Annotated in this window: 14 protein-coding genes and 1 tRNA gene; 10 read left to right on the forward strand and 5 right to left on the reverse strand. The window is 36.6% G+C overall.

Features of this window, described 5'->3' with window-relative positions:
• Positions 1-41: 41 nt before the first annotated feature.
• The 5 genes from J4051_RS13375 to J4051_RS13395 form a co-directional block, all read right to left on the reverse strand.
• Positions 42-497, reverse strand: a complete 456-nt coding sequence (locus tag J4051_RS13375) for a retropepsin-like aspartic protease (protein WP_236027439.1) — start codon at positions 495-497, stop codon at positions 42-44.
• On the reverse strand, positions 494-3,070 hold the full coding sequence (locus tag J4051_RS13380) for a CHAT domain-containing protein (RefSeq protein ID WP_208234379.1): 2,577 nt from the start codon (positions 3,068-3,070) through the stop codon (positions 494-496). Before J4051_RS13380 ends, J4051_RS13375 begins: the two co-directional genes overlap by 4 nt.
• Before the next feature lie 73 nt (positions 3,071-3,143).
• Positions 3,144-5,096 (reverse strand): DUF7849 domain-containing protein, encoded by a 1,953-nt coding sequence (locus tag J4051_RS13385; protein WP_208234380.1) that lies wholly within the window; start codon positions 5,094-5,096, stop codon positions 3,144-3,146.
• Positions 5,097-5,170: 74 nt separating this feature from the next.
• Positions 5,171-6,169, reverse strand: a complete 999-nt coding sequence (locus J4051_RS13390) for a hypothetical protein (RefSeq protein ID WP_208234381.1) — start codon at positions 6,167-6,169, stop codon at positions 5,171-5,173.
• 74 nt (positions 6,170-6,243) lie between these two features.
• Positions 6,244-6,687 (reverse strand): hypothetical protein, encoded by a 444-nt coding sequence (locus J4051_RS13395; protein WP_208234382.1) that lies wholly within the window; start codon positions 6,685-6,687, stop codon positions 6,244-6,246.
• 138 nt (positions 6,688-6,825) lie between these two features.
• Between J4051_RS13395 and J4051_RS13400 the strand changes: the two genes are divergently transcribed.
• The 10 genes from J4051_RS13400 to J4051_RS13445 all read left to right on the forward strand — a co-directional run bounded on the left by J4051_RS13400 (position 6,826) and on the right by J4051_RS13445 (position 13,554).
• Complete coding sequence (locus J4051_RS13400) at positions 6,826-7,407, forward strand: RNA polymerase sigma factor (RefSeq protein WP_208234383.1); 582 nt, start codon at positions 6,826-6,828, stop codon at positions 7,405-7,407.
• Positions 7,408-7,409: 2 nt separating this feature from the next.
• Positions 7,410-8,147 (forward strand): tetratricopeptide repeat protein, encoded by a 738-nt coding sequence (locus tag J4051_RS13405; RefSeq protein ID WP_208234384.1) that lies wholly within the window; start codon positions 7,410-7,412, stop codon positions 8,145-8,147.
• An 84-nt stretch (positions 8,148-8,231) separates the two neighbouring features.
• The gene (locus tag J4051_RS13410; RefSeq protein ID WP_208234385.1) at positions 8,232-8,999 is read left to right on the forward strand and encodes a TatD family hydrolase; all 768 of its coding nucleotides are present in this window, start codon (positions 8,232-8,234) and stop codon (positions 8,997-8,999) included.
• 2 nt (positions 9,000-9,001) lie between these two features.
• Complete coding sequence (locus J4051_RS13415; protein WP_208234386.1) at positions 9,002-10,033, forward strand: asparaginase; 1,032 nt, start codon at positions 9,002-9,004, stop codon at positions 10,031-10,033.
• 72 nt (positions 10,034-10,105) lie between these two features.
• A tRNA-Ser gene (locus tag J4051_RS13420) sits at positions 10,106-10,193 on the forward strand.
• Positions 10,194-10,388: 195 nt separating this feature from the next.
• Entirely contained in the window at positions 10,389-11,174 is a 786-nt protein-coding gene (locus J4051_RS13425) for a MotA/TolQ/ExbB proton channel family protein (RefSeq protein WP_182202403.1), read from the forward strand.
• 21 nt (positions 11,175-11,195) lie between these two features.
• The gene (locus J4051_RS13430) at positions 11,196-11,648 is read left to right on the forward strand and encodes a hypothetical protein (RefSeq protein WP_208234387.1); all 453 of its coding nucleotides are present in this window, start codon (positions 11,196-11,198) and stop codon (positions 11,646-11,648) included.
• A 2-nt stretch (positions 11,649-11,650) separates the two neighbouring features.
• Complete coding sequence (locus J4051_RS13435; protein WP_208234388.1) at positions 11,651-12,250, forward strand: ExbD/TolR family protein; 600 nt, start codon at positions 11,651-11,653, stop codon at positions 12,248-12,250.
• A 21-nt stretch (positions 12,251-12,271) separates the two neighbouring features.
• Entirely contained in the window at positions 12,272-12,751 is a 480-nt protein-coding gene (locus J4051_RS13440) for an ExbD/TolR family protein (RefSeq protein WP_208234389.1), read from the forward strand.
• Positions 12,752-12,810: 59 nt separating this feature from the next.
• On the forward strand, positions 12,811-13,554 hold the full coding sequence (locus tag J4051_RS13445; RefSeq protein WP_236027440.1) for a porin family protein: 744 nt from the start codon (positions 12,811-12,813) through the stop codon (positions 13,552-13,554).
• Positions 13,555-13,564: the final 10 nt, after the last annotated feature.

A 13,564-nucleotide genomic window follows, 5' to 3' on the forward strand; every position in this document is an offset into this window, starting at 1 on the left:
CTTAAATATAACCCTTATATATTTAATACGAAGGAAAAACATTACAATTTCAAGTACACATAGCGTTTGTCATAATCAATAATGGCCTTTGCTTTCTTCAAAATATCGGCACCTATAATGCCATCTACTGGCTTTGAGTTATAGTTAAGAAGCGCTGTGTTGACGTGGGTTAAATTGAAAAGTACTAGAGCGACTTTATCCTTCTTCCACTTTCCGATTTTGAGTTTATTTTTTTTGGAAATCTGTGTTAACATATCCGTTGCACCGGCACCAGCGGCCATGATTTCAGAATCTTTGGCGGTTAGGTTAAATGTTTCAATGGCTTCAAAACCTACACAGGAATTAGATGCGCCCGTATCCAAAATAAATAGGCCTTTAACTCCATTTAAGGTCGCTTTGATTTCAAAATGGTTTGTTTTGGTCAATTTCAACTTGACTTTAATATAGCCTTTTTCTAAAAGAAAGTCCTGAAGTGACATATCGTTGTTATTAATCATCTAATTGTTGGTTTTCGTTTTCTAAACCATAAAAATAGGACAATTAGCATCGTAAATATGCTAATGAAATAATAAATGACGCTTCCATGAGTTTCTTCAGTCTCAATCTTACCATAATAAACAAAAGCGCTCCAGTAATAGGGTGATTTTTTTGTAGTGCTAACCGAAGGGTCATTTAAATAATCGAGCTTCGATTGTCTGTTGGCAAGATGGGTTGATCTTGTTTTTTCGTAAGAGTTATAAAATAATGACATTAATGTTGCTGTCGAGGCATCATTGATTTGCCAAAGTGAAAATAATAGGTTTTTGGCACCTGCATATTGAAATCCCCGTGCAATGCTCATAGCGCCTTCACCTTTTTGCAGTCTTCCAATACCAGTTTCGCAGGCACTTAATACCACAAGCTCCGGTTGGATGTCCATGCTATACAATTCATTGGCCGACATGGGTTGGTCATAAAATGCAATGCTAGCAGGGTTTGTGAAGTCGCCTCCAGTGGCATGGGTTGATAGATGCAAAACACTATATTGGGAAGCCATTTTTAAAAAGTCAGCTTTAGTTGCGTCGGTATGCATAAGAACTTTGGCTTTTGATAACTTTTTGATGGCTAAAGCTTCATCTACTGAATAGACAAGGGCTTGACTGCTGTCCTCAAACACAGGAAAGACGCCAAGAATCTGATGGTTGGTTGCCTTCTCTTGTTTTTGTAGATAGAAATTGATATTGGAATTGTATACGACATTTTTCGAGGTGACCAGAAATGGCATTTTCGTGAAATTGGTAGTCTCCGTCAGTTCGGTAAGTAAGGCTTCAAACGGAATAAAATTTAATAGTCCGTCAGGAATGATGATCAGATTGGGATGACTAACCACCTGATCGATCTTTAAAGTTTTATAAAGTTCAAATGCCTGAGAAGTAAAGCTATTGACGTTGTTATTTATGACAGACGCATTGTCAAACAAATGTATAAAATCAGTGATGGATTTTGTGACCTCAGTGTTCAGTTCAATTTTAAATAACTTGTGTTGCCTCGATGAAATTTCAAATTGATAAATCGCATTACTGCCGTAAAAATAGACTACGAGCGCTGCTTGATCAAACTCCAATTGATTCTCTATCATAACAAAATCAAGGGTCTTATTTTGTGTGGAACCATATTTATCACAAATGGCCTGAGCTAAGGAATTCAAGGATATACTGACCTCCAACAACTGTTTGTTTAAACTGTCATTTTTAGAGGCTTGGTATCCTAATTGAGATTTGATCAGAACATCGGTGAGGTGTTCTTGTTTTTTTAAAAGCTCTTGTTCTTGAAGCAATAGGCTGTCATTAGGGTGTTTGGACAATAATGTTTTTTTCTGTGAAACTTCTTGTAGAACAGCCGCCTTATCTTTTTCCGCATAGTTTAAGGCGCGTTTAAAAATTTCAGGATTTGCATTCTTTTCATAATCTTCAAACAATATATCAATGCACCATTCGCTGCGTTTTCGATTGCTGATTAAATTGGCTAGTTTTGATTCTTGCGAGGTCAGGCTGGAAGTGAGCAGGTTTGCAACATGAAAACTCAGATCATAAAATGCCAATGCTTTTTCTGACTGGGTTTGCAATCGGGCCTTAAGATCAAAAATATCTATAAAGGTGTTTTCAGCGTATAGATTCGATTTTTCAGGGATTCCTTGATCTTTAAAATTGGGAAGTAATAATCTTATAGCCTTTTCCAGAAATGAATCTGCAGCTTGAAACTCATTAAGAAGATAATACAACTGGGCTTCCTCCACATGTCGTTTTGCCAAATCCCTAATGGTGAGCAATTTCTCTTTCTGGTTTTGCTTTGACATTTTGAATTGTTCCAATGCCTTGACATAATCTTTGTTTTTAAGTGCCAGTTGGTAAGCCAATCTATGTTTTGCAAATGGTGTTTCAATAGTTGGCATATTCTGTCTTATGGATAAATCTTTGTCATTGGTGTTTTTTGATGATAAAGAACTGAATGCTTTTAGACTGTTCAGTTTTTCTTTTTGTGCGATGCTGATATCTGAAATGCGCTCTGCCTTTGCCACCAGTTCCAACACCGATGAATGCATCCCGCGCGTTTGGTATAAAGCGGAAAGGTTGATCATTCCAGCGATGTATTGATCTTTATTTTTGCTGTTTTCGGCTAAAGTGATGTACTGTTGAATAGTGTTTTCGGCATTGGTGTAATTATTTGTTTTCGTGTATAAATTACCAAGCGGTTTTAAGCAATATTCAATGATATCATAATCGGAAATAGCGGAAAGTTGATGGTCGTTATAGCGTTTCCAAGCCACTTCGTAGGTGGAGATGGCTATGGTTAACCGATTTGAATCTTTGAGATAGAACGCTTTGTTGCATTGTAAAAATACGAGGGCAAGCTGTTCATCTTTGGTTTTGATTTTGTTTTTGAAATCAATTTCCTGCTGAATGAGGCGTTGGTAGGATTGGTCGTTTTTATTGGCAATAAATGCTTCGGCGGCATTATAGATCTGCTCCTCCAAATTTTGGGAAAAGGTAAGTCCGCTAATAAAAAAGATAATGAAGCAGATACTTTTCATCCCAGTGAATATTTTGTTTTAAAATGGCTCATTCTGAATTGTCATTCGCTGCCTAACCTTAGTCGGAGCAGAATTAAAATTTCCAAATCGCGTAAAATTGCAGATAATTGAAGTCATCCTTAAAATCTAACACATATCTTGCCCCAAGGCTTGGGCCAATTCGAGCAAAACCAGCAGTAACATCAAATAAAAGTCCAGTTCTGAAATTGCTAAAAACACTACTTTCTTTAATGTTTGTGATTTCACTACCCATAAGGTATTCATCGGTATTGCCTTCAAATTGCTCAATCAACGTTTCTTGTTTTTGCTTCTTGTTCAATGAGAACATGCCTTGTAATCCAGCACCAACACCAATATAATTATTGATATTATAACGAGCCAGAACTGGGACTTCCCAGTCAACGTTTTGAAAATGTGAGTTGGTTGTGGTGCGTTGTAATGCTCGCCGTTGATCTATATCGACTATTTCATCGACTATGCTGGTTTTTGAATCATACTTATGGAAACTGTTCAATAATTCAACTTGCCAATACCAGCGATATGATTTATACGGAGAAAGCGTTGCGCCCACAAAGTAGCTTTCAGAGTTTTTCAAATCTGAAAATGAATTATATCCAACTTTCGCACCTATGGAAAGTCCGGGAATGAAACGCGTTGTGGAATAATTGGTGATGATGGGATCGTTTTTGTCAAAAAAGATGGCCGTTTGACTTTTGGTGCTTTTTTTATGGAAATCCTTGGCAAATTTGATGTTATATTTTACAAATCCTTTTGTAGAGTCGTAATCTTTGACATTCTTTTGTTCACTTCCTGGGAGGTAAATATTTTTAAAGGTAAAAATGGCTTTTTTATCGGTAAATGCAGTGTCCAAACAACTGTATCGCACTTCATAATCAGGGCAGATTTCGCATTTTGGGTACATGTCTGTGACCTCAATGGACTGTTTGTCCAACATCTCAGGGATATCCGTTTCCAATCGAATTGTCCGTGCTGGGCCTTCGCCATTATTCTGAAACTTGATTTTGTATTTTAAAGTCTTAAAACGTACCGTACGGTAGTTCATAAAAGTACCATTGCTCGACATCTTATTGGGGTCATGGGAAGTGACAATTTCCATTTCCATATCCTTCACTTTATGGTTGTCATAAGTAGCATCAGGAACATAAACCCCGCGTATCGAAATAATCGCACTGGTGTCTTTTAGCATTTCAGGAGGCGTTTTTAAGGTGAAGAACAAATTGCGCTCTTCATTGGATTTCATATTCTGAAACTCTATTGTTTCCCAATTTCTGTATTGATCTTTGGCGTCTTTTAAAGTTAGTTGAAGGTTAGTCTTAATGGTTGTATCTTGGACTTTCTCTCTTAGATGAAGCAGATTCTTATCCGCGGAAGCGACAAAATTTCTATCAGAATCATCAATAGCATTGGTATATACAAAATCAGTTTCTTGAACCCGTTTTTCATTGTGATACATTCTTATATCAGCGACTTCAAAATTATCGACGTTGTATTCTTGCTCGTTATAAAAGAGATAGAGTTTTCCGTTGGATGTGTAATTTAAATAGTTCTTATAACTTAATACTACGACAATTTCTTCTTCAGGCATGGGTTCTCTATTACGGATAAGCATTAAATCCTCAATCATGGAAGCTTCATCCTTGAATGATGGATCTGGGTTTGTTACACTAATCTTTTTAGGGCGTGTGGTAGGCGGTTTTCCAGTGTCATAATTATTGGTTGCCCAAAGCTTGACGTCGTAATCGCTTGCAGATTTATAAGTATGTTTAGGGTTTTCTTCCTTGCTATAATTGCCATCACCAAACTCCCAGAAATAGGAGTAAAATGCTTTTGGTGCGCCTGCTATTTGTTCTAATCTTGGTGTTTGTGGAGTGAATTGAATAGCAGTACCTATAACTTCATGCTTTATGTTTGCTATACGAGAGAGGGTGTCATGCGCGTTTTCTTTTTGTGCGAAAAGCCATTGGCAACAACAGCAAAAAAAAATGACGGATATAAATGTTCTCATGGTAAATGCATTGATTTACTGCTAAAATACAAAAAGCGATGGTCATGACAACCATCGCCTTTTCGCAGGTTAAATTAAGGCAAATTATTAACTATTGATATGAGTTCAGCTTCTGTAGCAATTGTAGATTCTTCAATGATAAAGGCGGTAACTTGGTTTTCAGCAATGGTTACTGATTTTATGGCATAACGCCATAGGCCGTTATGTTCGGTTACAAAAATTATATGACATTCCAATCCGATAGGTATTTGTCCGTAATGCTCACTGAACAATCCGTTATCAAAAGTATCCAAGGAAGCCAAGCCTGAGTTTTCGCCGTCATAAGATAAATATACCGCACTGTTTTCGTAGGTGTATCCAGCAGGTGGCTGCACTTTAATGGTGGTTTTTGGGCGAGGATCACTGAAAAAACGGTCAATATTGGTCCATCCAAAATTTTGGACAAAAGCATAGTAATTTTCTCCTTGTAGAAAGACACCAGCTTCGCCTTCTACATCACCTTCTTCCTCCCAAGCTAAGTCGCCGTTTTCATCAATAATACCTTGCCACATGATCATTTCTGGATCGTCACCGCCGGTTAAACTTGTAGGGACTTTAATTCTCATAGGACAATTGGTTTCTAAAGCAACGCCATCTTGAGTAGCTTCGAAATAGAATTCACCTCCTGTAACAAGCATTGCTTTGTCGCCATTTGACATGATGCCCATTGTGGGTTTGTTGGTGGTGATCATGTTTCCTTTTTCAAAGATTTCAACGTATTCCAAGGCTACGGTTCCGGTTACTGCGTTGCCGTTTTTAGAAAGACAATTGGCATATATGGATAGTTCCACACCGTTTTCTGTGGTTAATGAAATGTAACCATCATCAGCATTAAATTCAAAGTGCTGGGTTATGTTTTCTAAGCTCTGGGCTCTGATGCCTGCAAATTTTTGCGCTGTAGGCGGAATGATGAGTGCAGCGTGATCATTTTCATTTAGGCTACAGCTTGTCAATGTTAGCATAAGCAAGGTCAATGTGGTTAATACTAAAGCTATCAAGCTTAATTTTCCGAAAATTGTTTTTAAAAATTTCATAATTATTGAGTTTTAAATAGTATTCATCTTTATATCAACAGGGCAACGATTTTGTTACCCTGCTTAATAAATTTTTATTCTGAAAGACCACTTTTTAGGATTTTAAAAGTGATGATGTCGCCGTGTGCAACTAGATCGATCATTCTACGTGCAGCATTTTCCGAGGTCGAATATCCCTGAGCATGACCAAGGGTACTGGTGACCTCCCATATATAAATTCTTTTGGTATTTCGATTGAAATCTGATTCAAGCATATAATAGCTTTTAATCGTTTTTTCAAGAATAACTTCTCCAGTACTAACAAGGACAATCATTTTGCTGGCGTGCGATGCGCTGGATGAGGTTCCGGAATAGTAAGTGTGATTGGTTTTTACGTTCCATTCGTAGATTTGAATAAGCTGGTCTACTGTCATCTTAGGGTCATTGTCAAATCGGTTAAGACTTGTGTTATCATTTAAAGCATTCATTTGAGAAAATGATAGGAGAGCTGTTGCGATAATTAAAATTGAATTTTTCATGATGAGGTGTTTTTGGATTAATTTTTATGTTCTTCAGCGTTGTTTCCTTTGCTGATTCAACCTTATATCAAAACCCTTTGAGAATTGTTACCCCTATATTTGAAACTTTTTTTACTTTAGTAGAAAATACGAGGGTTGATGAGCCAAAAAAGAATTCACGAAGACCAGAAATATATTGAGGGTTTAAAGCAAAACAACAGTTTTGTGATTCAATCTATTTATGAGAAATTTGCACCTAAAGTCATTAATTATATCAAGCAGAATAGTGGTGATGAAGACAAGGCAAAAGATGTGATTCAAGAAACAATCATGACCATATATAATCAGGCGCATGAAAAAAATCTAAAGTTAACCTGTCCGTTTGACGCCTATTTTTTCTTGCTCTGTAAGCGTAAATGGTTAAATTATTTAAAAAAAAGTGATATAACAGGGGTAACAATTAATGAAGAATTGCTATCTGATGGTGACGACGCTTTAGAGCTTGCTTTTGAAACTACGTTAAATGAACAGCAACATGAGCTGTTTGAAGACATGTTTCAAGAACTAGGGCAGGCTTGTAAAGATCTGCTCAAGGCGACTTTTAAAATAAAATCAATGGAAGAAGTTGCTGAAAGTATTGGAGTTACATACGCTTATGCGCGAAAAAAGAAATCGCTTTGCATAGGCCAACTGACTAAAATGGTCCAGGCGTCCCCAAAATACCAACACCTAAAACCCTAACCATGCAAGAAAAAGATTTTATATTATTTGACGATTATCTTTCAGGAAGCTTAGATGCTGAAAGTATCCAGGCCTTTGAAAATCGGCTTAAGGCTGATGCTGACTTTAATTTGGCATTTAACGATTACCAGCAGGCTGAAGCTTTTTTGGAGCATAAGTTCAAGAACGAAGAACAAAATCAACGCTTTAAGGAAAATTTAGAGCGTATTTCCTCAGGATATTTTAAAAAGGAAGTATCTGGGAAAGCTAAGGTGCGACGCATAAATCCTTGGTATTATTCCGTTGCTGCGGGAGTTATTTTACTTTTTGGAGTGGTAATTGCGCAGCAGTTTTCGAGTCCAGCCTATGATGATTTTGCAAATTATGGTACCATTAGTTTGACGGTTAGGGGCAGTGAGAATGATTTGCAGAATAATGCAGAAAAAGCCTTCAATAACAAGGACTATAAGGATGCTGAAAAGTATTTGACCCAATTGCTCCAAAAGGATCAGGGTAATTTAGAACTTCAACTTTACAAGGCTGTGTCCTTGGTGGAATTAAACAACTATGAGGAAGCTGATGTCTTGTATCAAAACGTGATTCAATCACCATCGGTCTATAGCAACAAAGCGAAATGGTATTTGGCATTGAGCAAATTGAAACAAAAGGAAAAGTCGGAAAGTATAACGGTTTTAAAATCCATTCCTGAAGACGCTGATGATTTTGAAAGTGCACAGAAACTGTTAAAAAAATTGGAATAACGAAATTACAATTTTTGAACTTCATCTTTTAACACTAAAGTCCTTAATTAGGATTATTTGCAAAAGAACTTATACTTTTGCAACATGACCATTACAGATACCCACACCCATTTATATAGTGATGCTTTTGACGAAGACCGAAAGGAAATGATGGAGCGTGCCATAAAAGCCAATGTGACCCGTTTTTTTATTCCTGCCATAGATTCTACCTACACAAAAGCCATGCTTCGGTTGGAAGCCGATTTTCCAGATTATGTTTATTTGATGACGGGTTTGCATCCCACTTCAGTTAAAGAAAATTATAAAGCCGAGTTGAGCCATGTTGAAGATCAGCTTTCCCAAAGAAAGTTTATTGCCATTGGAGAAATCGGTATCGATTTGTATTGGGACAAAAGCACCTTAAAGATCCAGCAAGAGGCTTTCAAACATCAAATACGCCTTGCAAAACAGTATCAACTGCCGATAGTGATCCATTGTAGGGACGCTTTTGATGAAATCTTTGAGGTTTTGGAAACTGAAAGATCTGAGGAGCTATTTGGTATCTTTCATTGTTTTACCGGTGATTTAGAACAAGCAAAACGTGCGATCTCTTTCAATATGAAATTGGGTATTGGCGGCGTGGTCACTTTTAAAAATGGTGGCGTGGACAAATTTTTGAATCAAATTGATTTAGAACATATTGTTTTAGAAACAGACTCACCTTATTTGGCGCCAACACCATTCAGAGGCAAGCGTAATGAAAGTGCCTATATTATAAAGGTACTTGAAAAACTATCAGAACTCTACGGACTGACTCAGGAAAAGATTGCCGAAATTACCACTGAAAATTCTAAAGCCATATTTAAAGTCTAGCTATGTCCATTAAAAAACCAAACATCTTATTAATATATACAGGAGGTACCATTGGGATGATCAAAGATGCTGATACCGGTGCTCTCAAAGCTTTCGACTTTAGTAATTTGCTCAAACAAATACCGGAATTGAAGCTGTTGGATTGCCAAATCAAGACGATTTCTTTTGAAGTGCCAATTGATTCCTCTAATATGAATCCGGAGTATTGGGTTCAAATCGCTGAAATTATTGAACTCAATTATGAGTCTTTTGATGGTTTTGTAGTATTGCACGGAAGTGATACGATGAGCTATACCGCATCAGCACTGAGTTTTATGTTAGAGAACTTAGCCAAACCCGTCATTTTCACCGGATCTCAATTGCCGATTGGTGATTTGCGCACCGATGCAAAGGAAAACCTGATTACGTCCATTCAAATGGCATCCTTACGGCACCATGGTAGGCCAGTTATTAGAGAAGTTGGACTTTACTTTGAATATAAATTGTACCGCGGCAATAGAACCACAAAAATCAATGCAGAGCATTTTGAAGCCTTTGAATCCCTAAATTATCCCGATTTAGCGGAATCGGGGGTCCATTTAAAAGTGTCAAAGGAGTATCTTTTTAAACCAAATGTCCGTAAAAAGTTTAAAGTTCATAAAAAACTTGAAAATAATATTGCATTAATTAAGATGTTTCCCGGGATTTCGAAATCGGTTTTAGAGTGCATGTTTTCCTCTCCTCATATTAAAGGAATCATCATTGAAACTTATGGTGCAGGAAATACAACTACAGAAAATTGGTTTATTGAGCTGATCAAGCAAACCATAAAAAAGGGAATTCCAGTCATTAATGTAACTCAATGTTCTGGTGGAAGTGTCATTATGGGGCAGTATGAAACCAGTTCCCAACTCAAGAATATAGGTGTTATTTCAGGGAAAGACATCACAACTGAGGCTGCCGTGACCAAATTAATGTATATGTTGGGAGAGAAAATTTCACTTAAAACGTTCAAAACCATCTTTGAAACCTCCTTAAGAGGGGAAATGTTTTAAAATTAACGAATAAAATTTTTTACGCCAATATTTTTTTTCGTTATTTGGCAAAGCAATTGAGCTATAAATTTTAGAGAGGTGGCCGAGCGGTCGAAGGCGCACGCCTGGAAAGTGTGTATACCTCAAAAGGGTATCGAGGGTTCGAATCCCTTCCTCTCTGCAATTTAATTTTGATTTGATAGGTTTTCATTTCGAGTGAAATTAAACTTTCAATTAGAATTTATTTTGCGATTCATGGGTAAGATTAAGGATTAACAACAATATTAAATCTGAGATACTCTCCCGTATTTTTATTTTTTAATTGCAATTTTTTTATATCTTTAACACTTTAACTAATAAAATTAAGATCAGAACAATGAAAAGACTATTTTCTACCCTAGCCATTGCAGGAATCATGGCTTTCGGAACTGTAAGTGCAAATAACTATGCGGCTACAGCGTCAATGGCAACTACAACTGTTGCAACAGTAACTCAAGAAGATGAAACTACGGCTACGTCTGGAGAAGAAGAACTTGGGTTTCATCAAGAATTAAAGAAACGTTTTATTGAAGGTGGCCCAGGATTTATGGGTATTGTATTGCTTTGTTTAATTTTAGGACTTGCAATTGCCATTGAAAGAATTATCTTTTTAAACTTATCAACTACTAATACTAAAAAATTAGTACAGAATGTAGAAGATGCTTTACAATCAGGTGGTATCGAAGCTGCGAAAGAAGTTTGTAGAAATACAAAGGGACCTGTTGCTTCTATTTATTACCAAGGATTGGATCGAGCAGACGAAGATCTGGACGCTGCTGAAAAAGCTGTTATAGCTTATGGTGGTGTACAAATGGGACAGTTGGAGAAAAACGTATCGTGGATTTCATTGTTCATCGCATTGGCACCAATGCTTGGTTTCATGGGTACAGTAATTGGTATGATCCAAGCCTTTGATAAAATTGAGGCTGCTGGAGATATGCAACCTTCACTTGTTGCGGGTGGTATTAAAGTAGCACTTTTAACAACGGTATTTGGTCTTATTGTAGCTATTATCCTTCAAGTTTTTTACAACTACATCATCGCTAAGATTGATAGTATTGTAAATGACATGGAAGATGCGTCTATCACATTGATGGATATGCTCGTGAGATACAAAAGATAAACCGCACAATAAAAGAAAATTATGAATTTACACAGAATATTAAAAATAGTAGCGGCACTTTTGGGTCTTGCAGGTATTATCTTTTTAGTGATGGTTATCTCTAAAGGTGATACGGCAATTCAATCTGCTGCTGCAGATGGCGATAGTGCCATCCTTGATCCAATGCTTTATGTAACTTACGTTATTTTTGCATTGACCATTGTTCTCGTTCTAATTTTCGTATTACAAAACTTGTTTACAAATACAAGTTCCTTGAAAAGTACGTTAATTGGAGTAGGAGCCTTTGCCGGAGTACTGATAATATCTTATATATTATCAAGTGGCTCTGATGCTGGAAACTATCTCTATAATGGAGCTCCGGCTACAGAAGGTGAGGCACACATGGTTGGTGCAGGCTTGGTAGCATTTTACATTCTTATTATTGGTGCTGCGGCAGCAATGTTATTATCTGGAATCAAAAAAATATCTAAGTAATTATGGCAAAAAGATCAGCACCCGAAGTTAATGCAGGATCCATGGCTGATATTGCATTCTTACTTCTTATCTTTTTCTTGGTAACAACAACCATTGAAACAGATACAGGTTTAAACAGAAGATTGCCTCCTATTGATGATCAAGAGGTGGAACCTCCTGTTATTAGGCAGAAGAATATTTTTACAGTGCTTATTAACGGTAAAAACCAACTTATGGTTGAAGAGGAGTTAATGGAACTTAAAGATTTGAGAAAAGCAGCTGTCGAATTTTTGGACAATGGTGGTGGTACAGGAGATGAAGCTTGTACCTACTGTAAAGGAAAAAAGGATCCTAAGTCATCGGATAACCCTGACAAGGCCATCATTTCATTGAAAAATGAGAGAGAAACCAAGTATGGTATGTATATTTCTGTTCAGAATGAGTTGGTAGCAGCTTATAATCAACTAAGAGATAGAAGGGCTACGGAGCTTTATGGTATATCTTTAAAGGAAATGGAAGCTAACTATAACGATGTCAATTGGATAGGCAATAAAGAAACTCTGAAAGAGAAAATCGATAGGATTAAAGTTGAATATCCTCAGAAGCTGTCAGAAGTTCAATAATAATTTAGAAAAACATCAATAATGGCCAAATTTAATAAAAAGAAGTCAGGCGAATTACCGGCAATATCAACGGCGTCTTTACCCGACATTGTATTTATGCTATTGTTCTTTTTTATGGTGGCAACTACAATGCGTGAGACGACATTGAAGATTGAAAACAAATTACCGTTTGCTGACCAAGTCGAAAAACTCGATAAGAAGGATCTGATAATGTATATTTATATTGGAAAACCACAAGAAGCTTTCCAAGGGCAATATGGGACAGAGTCACGAATTCAGCTTAATGATAAATTTGCTGAATTAGTTGACATAAAGTCGTTTATAGCATCAGAAAGAGCTTCAAAAAGAGAAGAGTTGGTTCCTTTTTTGACCGTTGCTCTTAAAGTGGATGAAAATGCCAATATGGGTCTTGTAAGTGACGTTAAACAGGAACTTAGAAAAGAAAATGCCCTAAAAATAAACTATACAACCAAAAAAGGTGATATATCTGAAAACAGGTAAAATTAGTTTATTAGTTAAATAGTCTATAAAGCATCCTAATAAAATGGGATGCTTTTTTTATGGGCAAAATTCAAAAGCGCAGCATTATCAATTATATTTGTAGTATGAAGACATCCATTTTTATTGTTGTGTTCTCTTGTGTCACTTCAATCTTGTTTGCGCAGCAATCTATTGATACTACTTTTGTGGACCATAAGTATAAAGAAGATCAATTCTATTTTTCAATTACCTACGAGTTACTCGGCAAAAAAGCTAAAGAAATCAAACAGAGTGGTTTTTCTAGCGGCATTCATTTTGGGGTTATCAAGGACATGCCCATTAACGAACGTCGAAATAAAGCCTTTGGTATTGGACTAGGACTCTCAGTAAACTCGTTTAATCAAAACATGTTGATTTCGCCAGATCCTGATGGTGGATATACTTATCAAATTATTGATGAAAGTGAGATTACGGTCAAAAGAAATAAGTTTACGACCTATTTGATTGAAATGCCATTACAATACCGATGGCGGACTTCTACAGCCAAGGATTATAAATTTTGGAGGATATACTCAGGTGTGAAAATTGGCTATTTGCTTTATAATTCCTCTAAATTCGTTGGAAGCATTGATGATGTCAAACTGAGTGGTATTGATGATTTCAACAAATTACAATATGGACTCACCTTGAATGCTGGTTACTCTACTTGGAATTTTCACGTCTACTACGGATTGAATTCTATTTTTAATGATTCGGTAAAATTGAACGGAAAGTCTGTTGACATGAATAGTATTAAGATTGGGCTAATGTTTTACATACTTTAGTTTAATGAAG

The organism is Gelidibacter pelagius (genome assembly GCF_017581925.1).
GTDB classification, from domain to species: domain Bacteria; phylum Bacteroidota; class Bacteroidia; order Flavobacteriales; family Flavobacteriaceae; genus Gelidibacter; species Gelidibacter pelagius.